The 19,212-nt window shown below is 64.4% G+C and carries 18 protein-coding genes; 13 read left to right on the top strand and 5 right to left on the bottom strand.

The window, feature by feature from the left end:
• Nucleotides 1-125 precede the first annotated feature (125 nt).
• Nucleotides 126-812 carry an ABC transporter substrate-binding protein gene (locus AB4Z48_RS30800; protein WP_441621083.1) on the top strand — a complete coding sequence of 229 codons (687 nt, stop codon included), beginning with the start codon at nucleotides 126-128 and terminating at the stop codon, nucleotides 810-812.
• Between the two features lie 174 nt (nucleotides 813-986).
• Here the strand turns inward: AB4Z48_RS30800 and AB4Z48_RS30795 are convergent, their stop codons facing one another.
• A complete protein-coding gene (locus AB4Z48_RS30795) occupies nucleotides 987-1,628 on the bottom strand; it encodes a DsbA family oxidoreductase (RefSeq protein ID WP_441621024.1) in 642 nt (213 codons plus the stop codon).
• 186 nt (nucleotides 1,629-1,814) lie between these two features.
• On the bottom strand, nucleotides 1,815-2,315 hold the full coding sequence (locus AB4Z48_RS30790; RefSeq protein ID WP_441621022.1) for a winged helix-turn-helix transcriptional regulator: 501 nt from the start codon (nucleotides 2,313-2,315) through the stop codon (nucleotides 1,815-1,817).
• A gap of 224 nt (nucleotides 2,316-2,539) precedes the next feature.
• On the opposite strand from AB4Z48_RS30790, the gene AB4Z48_RS30785 reads away from it, so the two are divergent.
• The 3 genes from AB4Z48_RS30785 to AB4Z48_RS30775 all read left to right on the top strand — a co-directional run bounded on the left by AB4Z48_RS30785 (nucleotide 2,540) and on the right by AB4Z48_RS30775 (nucleotide 5,136).
• Entirely contained in the window at nucleotides 2,540-3,184 is a 645-nt protein-coding gene (locus AB4Z48_RS30785; RefSeq protein WP_441621020.1) for an isochorismatase family cysteine hydrolase, read from the top strand.
• Nucleotides 3,181-4,758, top strand: a complete 1,578-nt coding sequence (locus tag AB4Z48_RS30780) for an aldehyde dehydrogenase (NADP(+)) (protein ID WP_441621019.1) — start codon at nucleotides 3,181-3,183, stop codon at nucleotides 4,756-4,758. The genes AB4Z48_RS30785 and AB4Z48_RS30780 overlap by 4 nt, the downstream gene beginning before the upstream one ends.
• A gap of 84 nt (nucleotides 4,759-4,842) precedes the next feature.
• Nucleotides 4,843-5,136, top strand: a complete 294-nt coding sequence (locus AB4Z48_RS30775; protein ID WP_441621017.1) for a hypothetical protein — start codon at nucleotides 4,843-4,845, stop codon at nucleotides 5,134-5,136.
• 198 nt (nucleotides 5,137-5,334) lie between these two features.
• On the opposite strand, the gene fumC is transcribed toward AB4Z48_RS30775, so the two are convergent.
• On the bottom strand, nucleotides 5,335-6,735 hold the full coding sequence (gene fumC, locus AB4Z48_RS30770) for a class II fumarate hydratase (RefSeq protein ID WP_441621015.1): 1,401 nt from the start codon (nucleotides 6,733-6,735) through the stop codon (nucleotides 5,335-5,337).
• 206 nt (nucleotides 6,736-6,941) lie between these two features.
• On the opposite strand from fumC, the gene AB4Z48_RS30765 reads away from it, so the two are divergent.
• Entirely contained in the window at nucleotides 6,942-7,130 is a 189-nt protein-coding gene (locus tag AB4Z48_RS30765; RefSeq protein WP_441621013.1) for a hypothetical protein, read from the top strand.
• A gap of 144 nt (nucleotides 7,131-7,274) precedes the next feature.
• On the opposite strand, the gene AB4Z48_RS30760 is transcribed toward AB4Z48_RS30765, so the two are convergent.
• Nucleotides 7,275-7,748 (bottom strand): winged helix-turn-helix transcriptional regulator, encoded by a 474-nt coding sequence (locus AB4Z48_RS30760; protein WP_441621011.1) that lies wholly within the window; start codon nucleotides 7,746-7,748, stop codon nucleotides 7,275-7,277.
• Between the two features lie 142 nt (nucleotides 7,749-7,890).
• On the opposite strand from AB4Z48_RS30760, the gene AB4Z48_RS30755 reads away from it, so the two are divergent.
• Nucleotides 7,891-9,084 (top strand): MFS transporter, encoded by a 1,194-nt coding sequence (locus AB4Z48_RS30755; RefSeq protein WP_441621009.1) that lies wholly within the window; start codon nucleotides 7,891-7,893, stop codon nucleotides 9,082-9,084.
• Nucleotides 9,085-9,411: 327 nt separating this feature from the next.
• Nucleotides 9,412-9,849, top strand: a complete 438-nt coding sequence (locus AB4Z48_RS30750; RefSeq protein ID WP_441621007.1) for an HU family DNA-binding protein — start codon at nucleotides 9,412-9,414, stop codon at nucleotides 9,847-9,849.
• Between the two features lie 149 nt (nucleotides 9,850-9,998).
• On the opposite strand, the gene AB4Z48_RS30745 is transcribed toward AB4Z48_RS30750, so the two are convergent.
• Entirely contained in the window at nucleotides 9,999-10,964 is a 966-nt protein-coding gene (locus AB4Z48_RS30745; protein WP_441621005.1) for a Bug family tripartite tricarboxylate transporter substrate binding protein, read from the bottom strand.
• Between the two features lie 288 nt (nucleotides 10,965-11,252).
• On the opposite strand from AB4Z48_RS30745, the gene AB4Z48_RS30740 reads away from it, so the two are divergent.
• From AB4Z48_RS30740 to dmpG, 6 genes are all read left to right on the top strand, one after another.
• Complete coding sequence (locus tag AB4Z48_RS30740; protein WP_441621004.1) at nucleotides 11,253-12,122, top strand: LysR substrate-binding domain-containing protein; 870 nt, start codon at nucleotides 11,253-11,255, stop codon at nucleotides 12,120-12,122.
• Nucleotides 12,123-12,610: 488 nt separating this feature from the next.
• Entirely contained in the window at nucleotides 12,611-13,396 is a 786-nt protein-coding gene (locus AB4Z48_RS30735; protein ID WP_441621002.1) for an alpha/beta fold hydrolase, read from the top strand.
• Between the two features lie 41 nt (nucleotides 13,397-13,437).
• A complete protein-coding gene (locus AB4Z48_RS30730; protein ID WP_441621000.1) occupies nucleotides 13,438-15,051 on the top strand; it encodes an MFS transporter in 1,614 nt (537 codons plus the stop codon).
• A gap of 107 nt (nucleotides 15,052-15,158) precedes the next feature.
• Entirely contained in the window at nucleotides 15,159-16,520 is a 1,362-nt protein-coding gene (locus tag AB4Z48_RS30725) for a sigma-54 interaction domain-containing protein (protein ID WP_441620998.1), read from the top strand.
• A 665-nt stretch (nucleotides 16,521-17,185) separates the two neighbouring features.
• Nucleotides 17,186-18,127: an acetaldehyde dehydrogenase (acetylating) gene (locus AB4Z48_RS30720; protein WP_441620996.1), complete on the top strand. Its 942-nt coding sequence runs from the start codon at nucleotides 17,186-17,188 to the stop codon at nucleotides 18,125-18,127.
• 13 nt (nucleotides 18,128-18,140) lie between these two features.
• Nucleotides 18,141-19,163 (top strand): 4-hydroxy-2-oxovalerate aldolase, encoded by a 1,023-nt coding sequence (gene dmpG / locus AB4Z48_RS30715; protein ID WP_441620994.1) that lies wholly within the window; start codon nucleotides 18,141-18,143, stop codon nucleotides 19,161-19,163.
• Nucleotides 19,164-19,212: the final 49 nt, after the last annotated feature.

Below are 19,212 nucleotides of genomic sequence, written 5' to 3'. Positions count from 1 at the left end.
GTTCGATCTGCAGGCTCGGCCCGGCCGCCGCCGCAATGGCCCTGGCCGGGTGCGCCGCCTCCCAGGCCCCGGCGGGCGCCGATTCGCGCACGGGCGCGATCGCCGAACTGGGCGGCAGCGGAACAATGCGCGCGGCCATCAACCTCGGCAATCCGATCCTCGCGAGCCGCGCCGCGAACGGCGAGCTCCAGGGTGTATCGGTAGATCTCGCGCGTGAAGCAGCGCGCCGCCTCGGCCTGGCGCTCGAGCTGGTGCCGTTTGCTTCGGCAGGCAGCGTGGTTGACGCCGTCAAGGCCCGGCAAGTGGACCTCGCGTTCGTTGCGATCGACCCGGTCCGCGCGGCGGATATCGAATACACGGCGCCATACGTGATCATCGAAGGCGCCTACCTTGTGCGCAACGATTCGGCCCTGCAGCGCAACGACGAGGTGGACCACGCGGGAACCCGGGTAGTGGTGGGCCGCGGTAGTGCCTACGATCTGTTCCTCACGCGCGAACTGAAGGCGGCCACGCTGGTGCGCGCGCCGACCTCGCCGGCAGTCACCGACATGTTCCTTGCCCAGCGCCTGGACGTTGCCGCCGGCGTGAAACAGCAGCTTGAGGCGGATGCCCGGCGCGTTGGTGGCGTGCGCTTGCTGCCCGGCCGCTTCATGGTGATCGAGCAGGCCATGGGTGTACCGAAGGGGCGCGGCGCCGCGCGGGCCTGGCTCGGCAGCTTCATCGAAGACATGAAGGCTTCGGGCTTCGTCGCCGATGCGCTGCGACGCCACGGCATCGAGGGCGCCGGCGTGGCACCGCGTGCGGGGGCGTAGATAGAGGCGGGCGCAGAGCGCCATGCGCTATCCCGGCATCGAAGCAGACAATGCACTTGAGGCGGCGGAGCAGACAGAAGACCGGGCCGATCGGGCCGGCGCATTCCGGTCAGCATCCCGCCCGCGGGCAGCCCTGGTGTGGCGAGCCGCCGTTGCGGCGCGGAGATCTCGCGGCTACGCCTCGGCCAGGATCCGCTGGATGGCTTGCTCGAAGGCTTCCACGGGTTGTCCGCCGGTCACCAGGTAGCGGTTGTTGAAAATGACCGAGGGCACCGACTGGATACCCATTGCCTGGTATTCCCGTTCTTCGGCCCGAATCTCATCGGCATAGTCACCGCTCTGCAATATGTGGCGCGCCTGCGCGGCGTCGAGTCCTGCCGATTCCGCCGCTTCGACCAGGACATCGTGGCTGCTTGGATCCTTTCCCTCGCCATGGTAAGCCTGCAGCAGTGCCAGCTTGAGCGGCAACTGCCTGCCCTCCATGCCGGCCCAATGCAGCAGGCGGTGCGCATCGAAGGTGTTGTAGACCCGCGTACGCGGGCCAAAGGCAAAGCCGACGCTGGCGCCACGCTCGCGGATCGTGGCCTGGGTCTCGGCGATCTGGGCCTGCGTGCGCCCATACTTCTTGCCGAGATAGTCGACGATGTCCTCACCGTCCGGCCCCATCTGCGGATTCAGTTCGAAGGGATGCATGACAATCTCGGCGTCGACGGCGTCGCCGAGGCGCGATAGCGCAAGCTGGAGCGAGGACAGGCCGATAGCGCACCATGGGCATGCGATATCCGAGACAAAATCGATTCTGAGCGGTTGTTTCATGGTTTTCCTGGCGGGCGGCGGACATGCTGCGCGACCCGTCCGATATGAAGGCTGGAAGCGCAGAGAGTAGCCCGGATTGCCAATGCTTGCAGGCTCGTGTCGCCGCGCATGCCCGCAGCCGCCGCCGCCGGGGCCGGGGCCGCTAGAGCGTCAAGGACGCTTCGACAGCGCCGGGCGCTGGCGCGATTACTTCAACTTGAAGGCAACGCGCCGGGCTTCGCGTTCCGCCGCGAAATGACGGCCGGTCGAAGCCACGAGATCCTTGCGCTCCACGGGGATGCCGCAGTGCGGACATACGCTGGCCAGGCCGACATCGTGGCCGCATGCGCGATGCACGAAATGCATCGCCACTTCCTCATCCTTGTCCTTGCACCACGTTTCGCCCCACGCCCGTAGCGCGTAGATCACCGGGTAGAACGCCCACCCCTTGTCCGTCAGGCGGTATTCGTGGCGCAACGGCTTTTCGCTGTACGGCTGGCGTTCGACCATGCCATCCGCTTCAAGCGCCTTGAGCCGCGAAGTCAGCATCTGTGGCGTAGCGCCGGTCTGGATCTGAATTTCCTCGAACCGCGTGGCGCCCATGTACAGCTCCCGCAGTACAAGGATCGTCCACCGGTCGCCCGCGACATCTACCGAGCGCGCCACCGGGCATACCGTATCCGCCCTCTCCTGCGTTGCATGTGCCACGACCACCCTCCAACACTAACTATTGATTTCATAGTAACACAGTTCCTGGACTTGCTATCTGCTCCCTGATCGGGCTGCAAGCCTTGTGTTTCTTGACACTATGATTTTCATAGTTATACTGGGACGTACCGATGCGCGAGACGTCGCCCATCCCGAACAAAGCAGTCCGGCGCCACTGCGAAATGCGACCCCGGTCGCACATGCTTTCTGAATGGAGTACTGAAATGGCTAATCCCGTGTATCCCGCGGAGCGCACCGGCCTGCTGCTGGTGGATCCGTATAACGATTTCCTATCCGACGGCGGCAAGCTGTTCCCGATGCTCAGGAACGTGGCAGACGACGTTCGCCTGCTCGACAACCTGCGCGCATCCGTGGCGACAGCGCGCGACGCCGGCATCCAGGTGTTCTACGTACCGCATCGGCGCTGGCAGCCAGGCGATTACGACAACTGGGACCACCCGAATCCCACGCAGCGCCTGGTCCAGCAGCGCCACACTTTCGCCAAGGGCACGTGGGGCGGCGAATGGCATCCGGACTTCGTGCCGCAGGATGGTGACATCGTCATCCAGGAACACTGGGGCCAGAGCGGGTTCGCCAATACCGACCTCGACTTCCAGCTCAAGCAGCACGGCATCACGCATGTGATCGTCGTGGGCCTGCTGGCCAACACCTGCATCGAGTCGACGGCACGCTTCGCCATGGAGCTTGGCTATCACGTCACGCTCGTGCGCGATGCCACGGCTGCTTTCAGCAAGGAAATGATGCATGCCGCGCATCATCTGAACGGCCCGACCTTTGCCCACGAAATCCTGACCACCGCCGAACTGGTTACCGCCCTTCCCGTCGCCTCGCAGGAGAACGCAGCATGAACCTCACAGGCAATCTCCTCATCGGCGCGCAGGAAGTGGGCGCCACGGCGGGCAGCATGCAGGCGCTGAACCCGGCAAGCAATCTCGAGTTCGCGCCAGCCTTCGCGTTCGGCGGACTCGATGAAGTCAATCGCGCGGCGCAACTGGCCGACGACGCGTTCGACAGCTACAACAGCACAAGCCTGGAGGTGCGCGCAGCGTTCCTGGAACGCATTGCCGACGGACTCGACGCCAATGCCCAGGCGCTGGCCGAACGCACCGCGCTGGAAACCGGCCTGCCCGCCGCCCAGCTTGCCGGGGAAGCCGCAAAGGCCGCTACCCAGTTCCGGCAGTTTGCGACGGTGGTGCGCCAGGGGCGCTTCCGGCAGGCGACGATCGATCCCGCGCAGCCGGAGCGTCAACCGCGCCCGCGCATGGATCACCGCATGCAGAAGATCGGCCTCGGTCCGATTGCAATCTTCGGGGCAAGCAATTTCCCCATCTCGTACTCGGTCGCCGGCGGCGACACGGCATCGGCGCTGGCAGCCGGATGTCCCGTCATCCTGAAGGCACACAACGCGCATCCCGGCGGATCGGAAATCATGGGCCGCGTCATCCAGCAGGCCGTAAGAGACTCGGGCCTGCACGAAGGTGTCTTCTCCCTGCTGCGCGGCGGTGGCAATGCGATCGGCGAAGCGCTGGTGGATCATCCGCTCGTCAAGGGCGTGACCTTCACCGGCTCGGAGGCTGGCGGGATGGCGCTATACCGGCGTGCACAGCAGCGTCCGGATCCGATCCCTGTCTTCACCGAGATGACCAGCGTCAATCCCACGTTCGTGCTGCCTATCGCGCTCTTCTCGCGTGCCGGTGAGATTGGCGACGGCTTTGCCGAACGCATGCTGGTGAACGTGGGCCAGGCTTGCCTGAAGCCCGCAATCCTGCTCGCCATCGACGGCGTGGGCTACAGCGAACTGAAGCAGGCGATGATTGCCCGCGTCAAGGCGATGCGGTCTCGCACGATGCTCACGCCAGGCATCAACATGGCGTACCGCAAGAACGTGGGTCGTCAGCTCGACGCAGGCGCAGAAGAGATCGCGGCGGGCGCCGGGCCCGAAGGCGAGTGGGACGGCCAGTCATTCCTGTTCGAGGTGGACGGCGCGCGCCTGCTCGACGAGCCGGCATTGCTCGAAGAGGTCTTCGGACCCGCGGCACTGCTGGTGCGCGTCAAGGACGACGAGCAACTGATCGCCATCGCCAGGCGGTTCCGGGGCCAGCTCTCGGCGACGATGCATCTCGAGCGCGCCGATCATGCGCTGGCTACGCGGCTCTTGCCCATCCTCGAACGCCGCACCGGCCGCATCGTCATCAATGCGTTCGCGCATCCGCAGGAGGTTTCCTACGCATCGATTCACGGCGGTCCGTTTCCGGCCACCTCCGATAGCCGGTTCACGTCGGTTGGCATGAGTGCGATCGAACGATTTCTCCGGCCCGTCTGCTACCAGGGCTTCCCGGACGAGCTGTTGCCGGAGGCGCTCCGGCACGACAACCCGCGCGGCCTCTGGCGGCTGACCGACGGCGAACTGTCGAAGGCCTGATCCCGCCCGGCACCCGTCCGCGCCGCAACGGCGCGGGCGGCGCCACTTCGCAAGCAGCAAACGATCCGCACACAGGAGATACCCATGCAGTTTCTTGTTCTGGTTGCCCGTACCTCGCCCATCCCTGAAGACATCCCCACCCTCGCGGAGCGCGAAGCCGAGTCCGAGGTCATCCGCCATCTCTACCTGGATGGCGTCGTCAGGCAAATCTGGCTGCGCGGCGACGGGGGCGCCTGCATCATCGCCGAGAGCGACGATGCGCAAAGCCTGGAGCGCTCGTTCTCCGCCCTTCCGCTGGTGAAATCCGGTTTCCTGCAAGCGCCCACGGTGATCGCGCTGAAGCCCTATTCGGGCTTCGGCCCCAGGGCTGCGCCTTGATCGACAGGATGTTGTGATGCCGCCGAGGCGCTGGCCAACGTCAGGGATGACTCCGATCTGAACCGAACGGAAGAATTGAACGGAACCAAGCTGATCGAGGCGCTTGTCGTTGCGCTGCGCATCAACGCGGCCCAGCCCGCCCGTTACGTCGGGCAGCCGGGCCGTGGGTCCGGATCCGGATCCGGCGCGCCTGAGGTATCAGGCGCTCGGATGCGTCATCTCGATGGGCACGATCCAGCGGGCGTATTCTTCCTCGCTCAGATAGCCCAGCGCCAGCGCCGCCGCCTTGAGCGTCAGCCCTTCCTTGTGCGCCTTCTTGGCGATTGCCGCTGCCTTGTCGTAACCGATATGGCGGTTCAATGCCGTCACCAGCATCAGGTTCTTGTCGAGGTTCTCCGCGATCTTCGGCAGGTTCGGCTCGATGCCGACCGCGCAATGGTCGTTGAAGGCCAGGCTTGCGTCGGCAATCAGCTCGATGCTTTCCAGCACGTTGTGCACCATCACCGGCTTGTACACATTGAGCTGGAAGTTGCCCTGGCTGCCGGCGAACGCCACCGTGGCATCGTTGCCGAACACCTGCGCACAGACCATGGTCATCGCTTCGCACTGGGTCGGATTGACCTTGCCCGGCATGATCGACGAACCCGGCTCGTTCTCGGGAATATTCAGCTCGCCGATGCCGCAACGCGGCCCCGATGCCAGCCAGCGCACGTCATTCGCCATCTTCATCAGGCCGCCGGACAGGGTGCGCAGCGCGGCCGAGGTCTGCACCAGCGCATCGTGCGCGGACAGGGCAAAGAACTTGTTGGGCGCATCGACAAAAGGATGGCCGGTCAGCGTGGCAATATAGGCCGCCGCGCGCGCGCCGAACTGCGGATGCGCATTCAGGCCCGTCCCCACGGCCGTTCCGCCGATCGCCAGTTCCAGCAGGCCTGGCAGCGCGGTCTTGACCGCGTTCAGGCCGAAATCGATCTGCGCGACCCAGGCGCTGATCTCCTGGCCGAGCGTGATCGGCGTGGCGTCCTGGAGGTGGGTGCGGCCGGTCTTGACGATATCCTTGTACGCCGTGGCCTTGGCCGCGAGCGTGTCCCGCAGGGCTTCCACCGCCGGCAGCAGCTTGGTGTAGATCTGCTCCACCACCGCGATGTGCATTGCCGTGGGGAAGGTATCGTTGGAGCTCTGGCCACGGTTCACGTGGTCGTTGGAATGCACCGGCTTCTTGCTGCCCAGCTCGCCGCCGGCAATCTCGATGGCCCGGTTCGAGATCACCTCGTTGGCATTCATGTTCGACTGCGTGCCGGATCCGGTCTGGAACACCACCAGCGGGAAGTGATCGTCCAGCTTGCCGGCGATGACTTCGTCCGCCGCCCGCACGATCAGGCTGGCCAGATCCTTGGGCAACTCGCCCAGCTCGGCATTGGCCTCGGCCGCCGCCCGCTTGAGGATCCCCAGGGCACGGATGACCGGCCGTTGCCAGCGGAACCGGCTTACGCCGATGGGGAAATTGATGGTGGAACGCTGCGTCTGCGCGCCCCAGTATCGATCTGCGGGGACGTCGATGGCGCCCATCGAGTCAGTTTCGGAACGGAATTCGGACATCTGAGTTGCTCCCCAAACAAGGTTAGGCCAACGCCCTCCCGCTCTGGACGAGGGATGGCGTCTCGCGGTCAAAGATCAAGCTAACGTGAAACGATAGCGCACGTTGCCGTCACTAGCACGCGTACCCCGACGGGTGAAAGGGGTAAGTCGCCACGCATCAATGGACGATCCGCTGATCGTCCCGCAAGCCATTCTCGACACGCCCCGTGCAAGGTCAAGGCAAGTTCGTCGCCACCGCGGCGACAACGACCGCCTGCGGCAACTGGCCGACGATACGCAAGCGAGAAAGGCGTATGGAGACGGAAGCCGGCCATGAAAGCCAGCCCGAAAGGCATGGAGGGATTGGTGGTGGCGACGACATTGCCGTTGCCATTGCTGAATGGCTGAACCGCTGAACGGCTGGGCAGAAGAACGGCTGGGCGGCTGGACGCGGCGGCAGGAACCCGGAACCGGCCAAGGCCGGATCCGGCAAGTCCACCCGGCGCAACTCATGAGACAAGCGCCGGCGCCCCGGCAATCGGCTGCCGGGGGAAAGTGGCTCACTCCACGCCGAGGATGGCCCGGTTGCGGGCCTTGATCGTCTCCGCCGTCTTCGCCGTCGCGCCCTCGCCGGCTTCGACCCGCACGTCGCGTATCCCAAGCATGCGCTCTCCCACGCGCAGGCCTATCGGTTCGACGGGCAGGCCGCTGCTGTGCTCGACGAGCCGCAGCGGCGCTTCATGTCCGCACCACTTGTCGCCCCATTGCATCAGCGCGATGAGCACCGGATAGAGCGCCTCGCCCTTTTCCGTCAGCCGGTATTCGGTGCGCCGCTCGCTGCCCTCGGCCAGCACCTTGTCCAGCACGCCGTGCTCGATGAGGCGGTTCAATCGCGCGGTGAGCACGTTGCGCGCGATGCCCAGGTGGTCCTGGAAGTCGTCGAAGCGTGTCGTACCCAGCGCGCATTCGCGCACGATGAGCAGAGTCCACCACTCGCCGACCTGTTCGAGCGCGCGGGCAATCGAACAGTTCATGCCATCAAAGGTTTTTCGGTACATGGAGCCATGTTAAGTAAAAAAGTTGCACGACGCAACTTGACCTGATATCGTAAGTTTCGTCACAAAACTTATCAGGCTGACAGCCTGCAAGCGGCCGCGCGCCGCCAAGGATTTCCCCATGGATAGACGCCTCCTCGTTCTGGCCTGCGGCATGTTCGCCATCGGCACCGACAGCTTTGTCGTTGCCGGCGTGCTGTCGCAGGTATCCGCCTCGCTAGGCGTGTCCGTCGCGCTCGCCGGGCAGATGGTCACCCTCTACGCGCTGAGCTATGCGCTGCTGTCACCGGTCATCGCCGCGGCGGCCGCGCACTGGCCGCGCAAGCGGCTGCTGCTCACCGGCCTGGCGATCTTCGTGCTCGGCAATGTCGTGACCGCCCTGGCGCCAGGCATCGAGCTCGTGCTGGCGAGCCGGCTGCTGGCTGGCCTGGGCGCAGCCATGTTCAGCCCGACGGCGACGGCCACCGGCGCGTCGCTGGTGCCGCCCGAGCAGCGTGGCCGGGCACTCGCCATCGTCATCGCCGGCCTGTCCAGCGCGACGGCGCTGGGCGCGCCGCTGGGCACCTTCATCGGCGGCTGGCTGGACTGGCGCGCGACCATGTGGTTCGTCGCCGCCGTCGGCACGGTGGCCGCGCTGGGCGTGGCCTGGCGCTTGCCGGACATCCCGACGCCGCCGGCCGTCAGCCTCGCGCGCCGGCTCGCGCCGCTGGGTGAGGCGCGCGTGCTGCTGACGCTTCTGACCACCTGGCTGGTGTACGCGGGCCTGTTCCTGGTCTACACGTATATCGGCTTGAGCTTCGACCGCGCCACGGGCGGCGACGCGCGCGTGCTGGCGGTGCTGCTGTTGCTTTGGGGCGTGGCCGCGACGGCCGGCAACCTGGCTGCGGGCAGGCTGACCGACCGCTTCGGCGGCCGCCGCATCATCAACGCTGCGATCGCCATCGTCGCGCTGGACTTCGTGCTGTTGCCATGGACCTCGGCCTCGCTTGTGACAGCCGTGCCCGCCCTCATCGTGTGGGGCCTGTGCGGCTGGGGCCTGCTGGTGCCACAGCAACACCGCCTGATCAGCGTCACGCCCAGCGCGGCGCCGCTCCTGCTGGGGCTGAACTCGGCCGCCATTTACGTCGGCGTGTCGATGTCGGGTCTTATCGGCGGGGCCGCCATCACCTTGTTCGACCGTCACGCCCTCGGCCTGGTCGGCGCGGTCTTCATCACGGTGGCGTTGTTCGTCGCCGAATGGGCGCAACGGCGCATCGCGCGAACCGATCGCGCGCCGGCCGGCACGCCTGCCGCGCCGCCGGTCGCGGCCCGCTGAAGCGGTGGAACTCTCCGGCAGGAAGGCATGAGCCCGGGGGGGATCCGCCGTGTGGCACCCGCAGCGATCGATCTCGAAGTCGACGAGATGCGCCCTCGCATTGCGCCCGACACCTATTGCCGCCGGCTTTGCTCGCAGGAAGGACGCTCTCGCGAAGCGCGTCGGCGAGCTGCCGGGGCCTTCGGGCAATCGCACCTGCGAACGCATTGCCGCCACGCTACAGGCGGCCTGACGACACAAACGTCTGCCCACGATGCGAAAAATTCGCTATATTCTCGCCTAGCCGCCGCCGGCGGCCATTTCCGCTTATCCGAGGATCCTGCCCACATGGCAACCAAAGCAAAACCCACCGCGAAGACCCCTGCCAAGCCCGCTGCAAAGAAGGCCGCTGCCCCGGCCAAGACGGTAGCCGCACCGGCCAAGAAGGCCGCAGCCGCTGCGCCGGTTGCCAAGCCGCTGAAGGACACGTTCAACAAGTCCAGTCTGCTGGCCCACCTGGTCGCCCAGACCGAACTGGATGCCAAGACCGTCAAGACCGTGCTCGCGCATCTGGAGACCACCATCCTGAGCGCCGTGCACAAGAAGGGCGCCGGTGAATTCACCCTGCCGGGCCTCCTGAAGGTCGTGGCCACGCAGGTACCGGCGACGAAGAAGCGCTTCGGCAAGAACCCGTTCACCGGCGAAGACCAGTGGTTCGCAGCCAAGCCGGCAACCGTGAAGGTTAAGGTCCGTGCCATGAAGAAGCTGAAGGACGCCGCGCTGTAAGCAGCGCGACCTCCCAGACGCAAGAAGGGGCAGCTCACGCTGCCCTTTTTTTATGGAATGCGCGCGAGTGGCGACGACCAGGTCCGTGTCGAAAGGCGAGCAAGGTGATCGGGGGCCAATCGGGCTACCCATTCCCGGCGGAGCAGAACCTACTCAATAACGATCCCGGCGTCCTCTGCCAACTGCCGATAGCGAGCGGTCTCGACGCGGACCCGCCGGCGGAAGGCCTCCGCATCGCCTCGCACGACGGCAATCGAGTGCCGGGCGAGCGCCTTCTCCAGATCCGGGTCATTCAGCACCGCCTGCAGTTCCGATTGCAGCCGTTGCAGCACCATCTGCGGGATGCCGCGCGGGCCTGCCACGCCGAACCAGAACGAACCGCAAGGGTTCGCTATGCCAAGGTCGGCAAAGGTGGGGACTTCCGGATACTGAGATAGCCGTGCCGTAGCGCTGGTCGCCAGCGGTCGCAGCGAGCCCGTATCGATATAGCGCCTCGCGGTACCGACCGGGTCAATGCTCAGATCGATCCGCCCGCCCAGGACGTCTGCAAGCACTTGCGTGCTGCCCCGATAAGCGACGGGCAGCATATCGAGCTGAAACGTAGTGGCAATCATGGCGCCGATGAGGTGTGGCGCCGTCCCTGGGCCAGTGGTGCCATAGGTGACCATGCCCGGCCGGGCGCGCGCTTGTGCCAGCAGTCCGGCAAAGGACTGGATATCCGAGCCGGTCCTGACCGACAAGATGACCGGCGTTTCCGCGACGAGGCCGACAGGCGCCCACGCGCCTTCCGCGGCGATGGCCAGATGAGGTCGCAGGGCAGGCAGCAAGGCGAATGTCGTCGAGCTGGCCAGCAGCAGTGTGTACCCGTCTGGCAGCGCCTTTGCCACCCGCTCCGCCGCGGTCACGGTGGATGCGCCGGGCCGATTCTCCACCAGAACTGGCTTGCCTAGCCTGTCCTGTAGTTTGTCGGCCAGCACGCGCGCAATCGTGTCGCTGGTCCCGCCAGGACTGAAGGGGACAACCAGGTGCACGGGGCGATCGGGGAATGCGAACGCGCAGGCAGGCGCGGTGAGCACCGCCGCCATCGCCAGCAGGGCGCCGTATACGAATTGCACAGTCACGCGAGTCAAGGACATCGCTGTATTAACGGCAAAACGGCGACCAGGCTTAAGGGGACAGGAGGCAATCGGCAGCCCATCATGTCCCCGTGACCCCGCCGATGCTTTACCGAGCGGCATACTTTGCGCGACTTCGCAGAGAGCAACGGTGGACGTCTTGCACTGGACAGTCTGGGCAGTCCCTGAGGGTCAGGCGGGATCAGCCCTAGCCCTATCCACTCCATTGAAGCCCGTTTCTTTGACATGATCCCGATTCTATAGGAATGGGCTCAAGCAGATATTCACTTGTCGAACCTTCATCTCAAGAGATGGGTGGAATGCAGAGTTGAACGTGACGCCCGCGGCGATCGGGCAACTCATTCGCGGCCTCGAAAGCTATTCGATATTGAACTGTTCCACCGTTCCAGCTCCGGGCCGTCGCGACTGGCATTAACGGATGCCGCACGTGCTGCGCTGCCAGACCTTCAAGGCGGCTTCGATCTCCTTTCAAACGCGGTAGAGAGACTGAAAGCGAGCAAGTCACGCATTATCTTTACCGTGACGGTCCCGCCGGCATTTGCGGAAAAATGGCTCCTGTGGCGGGTTGACCGCTTTCAGCGGCGCCATCCTTATTACGATCTGCGGATCGAGACCAGTGGCCGCTTGGTCGATTTCACCTCCGAACGGATCGATATCGGCATCCGATATGGTGCTGGCGCATCGCCGGATGTCACGTCGACGTTTCTGCTGCGCGACGAGTTCTTTCCGGTATGCAGCCCAACCCTTTTACAGGGTCCCAGCGCATTGCGAGAGCCGAGCGACCTGAAGCATCATGCCTTGATACATGACACGTCGATGATTGGCTTCGGCATCTTTCCCTCGTGGCGCTCGTGGCTACTCCACGCGGGGTATGGAAATGTTGTCGATACCGACCGCGGCCTTCAACTCAATGATTCCGCGATGGCGGTTCAGGCAGCAATCTCTGGACACGGCGTCGCACTTGGCAGAACAACGCTGGTCGAGCGCGACCTGGCGGAGGGGCGCCTTATAAAGCCCTTTGAATACGTTCAGGGGTGCGAGTTAGCGTACTACCTAGTTCACAGGAAGGAGAGCGCCCAGCATGCACCGGTACAGGCGTTCAAGGAATGGTTGCTGGAAGAGGCGGGCTCTGGCTAGGCGCAGGCAGTCGCCTCAGTCTTGCACAGTGGATGCGGCGCGCTGGAACGGGTCGGGTCGGCAATAGAGAATGAGAAGGGAAGCCAGCAAAAGGAGCCGACCTATCTGCCTACTCGCAAGCCAAGCTCAACGCGATAGCACCAACTGGACACAGTAGTGCACCTGTGGGCTCGCACGGGTCTAGTGAACCTGCTCGCCCCTACACAAGCACGCGTCGCTGAAGTGGCCTTGCTCGCCGGGCGCCGGCAAGTTTTGTCTCGGTCTTGAGACGCATCCAGTCGCAGCTCTTGGATAATCGCGTTGCCATCGCACACGTATGGGCTCATACGTGGCGCCTCCAAAACTAAATAATCACCATTGAATCAATGGCTTACCAAAAAACATAACATTACCGACGGCGGTGGCATGCCGATTGCGAAGTCCCTTGGGCAGCCGGCCCGCGCATAGTGCGCGTGCCGAACATGCGCACAAAATGGAGGTGACAAGCAATGGTCCAGAAGAAACTCGTGGCAATCGGCGATGTGTGTGCTTGGGTGTCCGGGCAAGGCCCGGCAGTGGTGTTTTGTCATGGATTCACCACCACCAGTGAGTTTTGGAAGTCGCAGGCAGAGGACCTGTCGGCGAACCACACGGTGGTCTGCATCAACTTGCCCGGCCATGGGATCTCACCGGCGCCGCGTGAGCGTGCCTATACGATGGCAGCTTTCGTAGACGACCTGCATGCGGTTTTCACCACGCTGGGTCTCAAGGACGCGGTCCTAGTGGGACTGTCGATGGGCGGCACAGTTTCGCAGCTCTTCGCGCTCAAGCATGGATCGCTGCTGCGGGGACTCGTTCTGGTCGGTGCAACCCCGCATGGCCTGGGCGAAGACGTCGACGCGGCGCGCGTGCTGGAGGCCATCGATGTGTACGGCGTTGCCAAGGCGAGCCAGAACGTCATCGAGCGGTCGTTCGCGCCATCGGCCAGCCGCGAACTCATCGACTTCGGCAAGGGCGAGGTAGTGCAGACACCTGAGCATGTCGCCCGTCAGGCAATCGTTTCGCTGAACGGCAGCGATACGCGCGATCGCCTGTCGGGCATCGCATTGCCTACGCTCGTCATCTGCGGGACCGAAGACACCATCACACCGCCGCGGGAGTCCGTGCAACTCGCTGCAGGCATTCCCGGAGCGAGGCTGCACATGGTTGAAGGCGCCGGCCACTTCCCGATGCTGGAAGCGCCGCAGGCATTCAATGCCGTCCTCGGCGCGTTCCTTGCCGAACAGACCTGCTGAAGCGCCCTCTTCACGCATACCTGCCATTTAGGAGCTCCATCATGTCAGCAGGAACCATCGCCGCGCAGCCGTCGGCAGTCAACACCCGGGAATCGCGCCAGGTCGTCCTGGCCGCAGCCTTGGGCACGGTATTCGAGTGGTACGATTTTTTTATCTATGGAAGCCTCGCCGTATTCTTCGGCAGCTTGTTTTTCCCCAAGGGCAACGAAACCGCGGCGGTGCTTGCGTCGCTGGCCACCTTCGGCGCGGGCTTTGTGCTGCGCCCGTTCGGTGCCATTGTGTTCGGCAAGCTCGGCGACACCATTGGCCGCAAATACACCTTCCTTGTGACGATGCTGATCATGGGACTGGCTACCGCGGCCGTCGGATTGTTGCCCACCTATGAGACCATCGGTTGGCTGGCCCCTGCCACGCTGGTCACGCTGCGGCTTCTGCAGGGCCTGGCGGTCGGGGGTGAGTTTGGCGGCGCGGTGACCTATATTGCCGAGCATTCGACGGCAAGGGACCGCGGCCTGATGACAAGCTGGCTGCAGATCACGGGAACCGTAGGGCTGCTGATGTCACTGTTGATCATCATGGCGTTGCGGCAGATCATGTCCGAGACCGCGTTCGCGGCCTGGGGTTGGCGCATCCCGTTCGTGCTGTCGATCGGACTGCTGGTGGTTTCACTGTATATCCGACTGCGCCTGCATGAGTCGCCTGTGTTTGCCGAAATGAAGGCCCATGGCAAGACCTCGCGCAATCCGATCCGGGACATCTTCGGCGATCGCAAGACCCTGCGGCTAGTCTTGCTGGCGATCTTTGGCATCGTCGCAGGCCAGGCGGTGATCTGGTATACCGGCCACTTCTACAGTCTCTACTTCCTGACCTCGACGCTCAAGCTTGACTACCAGTCGGCGTACCTGTACCTGACCGTCGCGTTGGTGCTAGGCACACCGTTTTTCGTCGTATTCGGCCGGCTGTCAGACCGGATTGGCCGCAAGTGGATCATGCTGACAGGCTGCCTGTTATCTGCGCTGCTGTTCATACCGATTTTCAAGGGGCTGACTACCTATGGGAATCCGCAACTCGCCGAGTTTCGCGAGCGAACCAGCGTGGTGGTCCAGGGCGGCGATTGCCGGGAGGAGCAGTCTTTTCTCGGCCAACTGTTCAATCCCAAGCTGACCACGCCGTGCACGCGCGCCAAAGCCTTTCTTTCCGCCAATGCCGTGCCCTATGTTGCCAAGCCCGGCGACGGCCCGCTTGAAATCGTCCTGAATGGCAAGCTCACAGCGGGCTTTGATGAGACTCGGCTCAAGGCTGACCTGGTGGCCGCGGGCATGCCGCTGAAAGCAGATCCGGCGCGCGTTGATGCGCCCCGCATGATCGGACTGCTGTTCGTTCTGGTACTGCTCGCGACCATGGTCTATGGCCCGCTCGGCGCGTGCCTGGTCGAACTGTTTCCCACGCAGGTGCGCTACAGCGGCGTATCAGTAGCACTGCAGTTTGGCAATGGCTGGATCGGCGGCTTCGCGCCGTTCATCGCGACGGCGGTCGTGGTGCGGACCGGCGATATCTTTGACGGCCTGCTTTATACCGTCATCGTGGCTGCGGTCTGTTTCGTCATCGGCGCATGGCGGCTGCCAGAGACGCGCGGGCGCGACATGCGCGCCTAACGCGGCGACAAGGCGCGGGCGGTCGGCATGCCTCCTGTTGACTGCCCGCCGATGGCTGCCTAATCTAAAGAGCGAGACGAGGCGTCTCATCATTGAGATAGTGTGCCATGCCCTTCCCCGAACTTTCCGGCAACAGTGACAGCCAGGCGTCATTCCTGAAGCTCGTGCTCGATCATGTCTCTGACTGCCTCGTTGCGGTGGATACCGAAGGACAGATCGTTCTGATCAATGAGCCTTACTGCAAGTTGCTGGGCGGCACTGAGGCGGATTTTCTTGGACGGCATATCACTGAGGTGGTCTCTCCGCACACGCGCCTGCACAAGGTGGCGCGCGGCGAGGAAGTGGTGGGCGGCGCGCCGCTGCAGGTTCGGGGCTGCAAGCTGATCACCCGGCAGGTTCCGGTCCTGCATGAGGGGCGTATCGTCGGTGCCGTTGGCCTCGCGCTCTTTTCCAACTACGAACTGCTCAAGCGCACTTACGCCCTGGCATTTACGCCAGGCATCGCTCTGCAGAATGCCCGCAGCGGCTGGACCACCCAGCATACGGCTGACGATATCCTTGGCACCGGCCCGGAGATGGACGCATTGCGGCAACAGATCCGCGTGGCATCCTCGCATGCGTTTCCGACCCTCTTGCAAGGAGAGACCGGCACCGGCAAGGAGCTTGCCGCGCATGCCATCCACAGCGGCTCGGATCGTGCCCAGCGGCCTTTTGTCTGGGTCAACTGCGCCTCGATCCCTGAGCAATTGATCGACGCGGAACTGTTCGGCTACGAGGGGGGTGCGTTCACTGGTGCGTCGAGTCGCGGAAAGCCGGGCAAGTTTGAACTGGCTTCCGGCGGCACGCTGTTCCTCGACGAGATCGGCGACATGCCTATGGCGCTGCAGACCAGCCTACTGCGTGCCATTCAACACCAGCAGATAGTACGCGTGGGCGGGACATCTCCGCTGGACATCGACGTTCGCATCATCTGCGCCACCCACCGCGACCTTGCGCAAGCTGTCGAGACCGGCCGTTTCCGAGCGGATCTCTACTACAGGCTCTCCATGTTCCGTGTTTTGTTGCCGCCGCTGCGGGACCGCAGCGATCTGCGGGGACTGGTCACCCAGATCTATGCACGGCTCCTTGCGCGGCACGGCCTGGATCCCAGGCCCTTGCTAGACGACGTAATGGAAGCACTGCTGCAGCATCGGTGGCCAGGCAATGTGCGTGAGTTAGAAGGGGTATTGATTCGCTACAACCTTGACGGGAAAGTCGATATCCCCGCCGCTCAGGGCGCGGCCCCCCCTCAATCGGCGACAGAAGTGGCGACCTTCGACCTTCACACGCACCTCGAACGGCAGAAGCACGCCATGATCCAGACCGCGCTTCGACATTGCGGCCAGGACCGTAACAAGGCTGCAGCGTTGCTTGGCATCAGCCGTGCGTCCCTATATCGGGAACTACAGGCAGCCCGCCCTCGGCAGTGACCTAAGGCACTTCGGAAGCGGTCCAGCCGCTGGCCGCAGCCAGACGGGCGTGACGGGGCGACCGAAGGAGTCCAAGCGTGGATTTCAGCAATCGGTGCCGGCGGCAGCGGGGGTCGGCGGGTTCACCGCCCCGCCTGAACGAAGCAGGCTCTTGAAGACCCAAGGGTGGTGCCACCGTCTCCGGCGCATGAGCCGCTCTACGTATTCCTTGTGATGAGGGCGGCCACGATATTGCTTTGGGAGTTCCCACCGCCATCGACTCGGGCTTGTAGATGCTCGGCCGTGCATTGAAGGTGTCGAGCCTGTCGACTGGAGAGCGTCCGATTCGGGAACGATGCAAACCGCGCCGCCGGCGGCAAAGCCTGCGGAAATGATTTCCTCCTCCGACGCTACCCGCCGCCGTCGCAAAGCCCCCGCCCCGCGCTCCGTTTGAGTGTCCTACGTACCACTATTTCAGCTGACCCTCTGCTTCGCGGGCACTATTCGCACCTTTAATTTCTCAACATATAAGAAAGTTTCTCATAAGTTGATAATTACGAAGCCGCGGGTTAATCTTCGCCCGCAGTACAGACCCGCCAACGCACAGCGCGAATCCGCACACGGCTGACTCACCCCCGGCACCCGCAAGAAGGGCAGGCAGCAGCGGTGCACCAAAGGAGGCTCAATTGGTAACGAAGAAACTCAAGGCCGCGATCATCGGATCGGGCAACATCGGCACGGACCTGATGATCAAGATCCTGCGCCACGGCAAGCACCTGGAAATGGGCGCCATGGTCGGGATCGACCCGGCATCCGACGGCCTGGCGCGCGCCGCCCGCATGGGCGTGGCGACCACGCATGAGGGCGTGGAAGGTCTGATCGGGCTGCCGGGATTCGCCGACATCGACGTCGTGTTCGACGCCACCAGCGCCGGCGCCCACGTGAAGAACGACGCCCGCCTGCGCGAAGTCAAGCCGGGCATCCGCATGATCGACCTGACGCCCGCGGCCATCGGCCCGTACTGCGTGCCCGTGGTGAACCTGGAGCATTGTCTCGACGCGCTGAACGTCAACATGGTCACCTGCGGCGGCCAGGCCACGATCCCGATGGTGGCAGCCGTGTCGCGCGTGGCGAAGGTGCACTACGCCGAGATCGTTGCGTCGATTTCCAGCAAGTCGGCCGGTCCCGGCACGCGCGCCAACATCGACGAATTCACGGAAACCACCTCCAGGGCCATCGAGGTGATCGGCGGCGCCGCCAAAGGCAAGGCCATTATCGTGCTGAACCCCGCCGAGCCGCCGCTCATCATGCGCGACACCGTCTACGTGCTGAGCGCCGCCGCCAACCGTGTGGAAGTGGAAGCCTCCATCGAGGAAATGGCCGCCGCCGTGCAGCAGTACGTGCCCGGCTACCGCCTCAAGCAGAAGGTCCAGTTCGACGAGATCCCGGCCAGCGCCCCGCTCAACATCCCCGGCCTCGGCAAGTTCAGCGGCCTGAAGACCTCGGTTTTCCTGGAGGTCGAGGGCGCCGCCCACTACCTGCCTGCCTACGCCGGCAATCTCGACATCATGACCTCCGCCGCGCTGGCCACCGCCGAGCGCATGGCGCAGTCCGTTCTGACCGCTTGAGGAGACACCCGCCATGCCTTTCAACCCCGGCAAGAAGCTCTACATTTCCGACGTGACGCTGCGCGACGGCAGCCACGCCATCCGCCACCAGTACTCGATCCAGAACGTCAGGGACATCGCCCGCGCGCTCGACAAGGCCCGCGTCGACTCCATCGAGGTCGCGCACGGCGACGGCCTGCAGGGCTCCAGCTTCAACTACGGTTTCGGCGCCCACACCGACCTGGAGTGGATCGAGGCGGTGGCCGGCGAGATCTCGCACGCGCGGATCGCCACGCTGCTGCTGCCCGGCATCGGCACCATCCACGACCTGGACAACGCCTACAAGGCCGGCGCGCGCATCGTGCGCGTGGCCACGCACTGCACCGAGGCCGACGTCTCGCGCCAGCACATCGAGCGCGCCCGTGAACTTGGCATGGACACGGTCGGCTTCCTGATGATGAGCCACATGACCACGCCGGAGAACCTGGCGGTCGAGGCCAAGAAGATGGAAAGCTACGGCGCCACCACGATCTACGTGGTCGACTCCGGCGGCGCGCTGGGCATGGACGACGTGCGCGCCCGCTTCCGCGCCCTGAAGGCCGTGCTCGACCCGTCGACCACGACCGGCATGCACGCGCACCACAACCTGTCGCTGGGCGTGGCGAACTCCATCGTCGCCGTCGAGGAAGGCTGCGACCGCATCGACGCCAGCCTGGCCGGCATGGGCGCCGGCGCCGGCAACGCACCGCTGGAGGTGTTCATCGCCGCCGCCGACCGCATGGGCTGGGACCACGGCACCGACCTCTACGCGCTGATGGACGCCGCCGACGAACTGGTCCGTCCGCTGCAGGACCGCCCGGTACGAGTCGACCGCGAGACCCTGGCGCTGGGCTACGCCGGCGTGTACTCCAGCTTCCTGCGCCACTCGGAAGTCGCCGCGAAGAAGTACGGCATCAAGACGGTCGACATCCTCGTCGAACTGGGCAAGCGCCGCATGGTCGGCGGCCAGGAAGACATGATCGTCGACGTCGCACTGGACTTGCTGAACAAGGCATAACCTGCCGCATCCGCCGCGCCCCGGTGGCACAACCGACGGGGCGCAACGC

It is taken from the genome of Cupriavidus sp. 2TAF22, assembly GCF_052115045.1.
Lineage (GTDB): Bacteria > Pseudomonadota > Gammaproteobacteria > Burkholderiales > Burkholderiaceae > Cupriavidus.
This window is presented reverse-complemented; position numbering and strand designations above follow the sequence as displayed.

Bases quoted from the DNA above. Each gene is read 5' to 3' on its own strand.
- AB4Z48_RS30780 (WP_441621019.1), top strand. From the start codon at position 3,181: ATGAACCTCACAGGCAATCTCCTCATCGGCGCGCAGGAAGTGGGCGCC.
- AB4Z48_RS30725 (WP_441620998.1), top strand. From the start codon at position 15,159: ATGCCCTTCCCCGAACTTTCCGGCAACAGTGACAGCCAGGCGTCATTC.
- AB4Z48_RS30755 (WP_441621009.1), top strand. From the start codon at position 7,891: ATGGATAGACGCCTCCTCGTTCTGGCCTGCGGCATGTTCGCCATCGGC.
- dmpG (WP_441620994.1), top strand. From the start codon at position 18,141: ATGCCTTTCAACCCCGGCAAGAAGCTCTACATTTCCGACGTGACGCTG.
- AB4Z48_RS30775 (WP_441621017.1), top strand. From the start codon at position 4,843: ATGCAGTTTCTTGTTCTGGTTGCCCGTACCTCGCCCATCCCTGAAGAC.
- AB4Z48_RS30760 (WP_441621011.1), bottom strand. From the start codon at position 7,748: ATGAACTGTTCGATTGCCCGCGCGCTCGAACAGGTCGGCGAGTGGTGG.
- AB4Z48_RS30735 (WP_441621002.1), top strand. From the start codon at position 12,611: ATGGTCCAGAAGAAACTCGTGGCAATCGGCGATGTGTGTGCTTGGGTG.
- AB4Z48_RS30750 (WP_441621007.1), top strand. From the start codon at position 9,412: ATGGCAACCAAAGCAAAACCCACCGCGAAGACCCCTGCCAAGCCCGCT.
- AB4Z48_RS30730 (WP_441621000.1), top strand. From the start codon at position 13,438: ATGTCAGCAGGAACCATCGCCGCGCAGCCGTCGGCAGTCAACACCCGG.
- AB4Z48_RS30795 (WP_441621024.1), bottom strand. From the start codon at position 1,628: ATGAAACAACCGCTCAGAATCGATTTTGTCTCGGATATCGCATGCCCA.
- AB4Z48_RS30785 (WP_441621020.1), top strand. From the start codon at position 2,540: ATGGCTAATCCCGTGTATCCCGCGGAGCGCACCGGCCTGCTGCTGGTG.
- fumC (WP_441621015.1), bottom strand. From the start codon at position 6,735: ATGTCCGAATTCCGTTCCGAAACTGACTCGATGGGCGCCATCGACGTC.
- AB4Z48_RS30800 (WP_441621083.1), top strand. From the start codon at position 126: ATGCGCGCGGCCATCAACCTCGGCAATCCGATCCTCGCGAGCCGCGCC.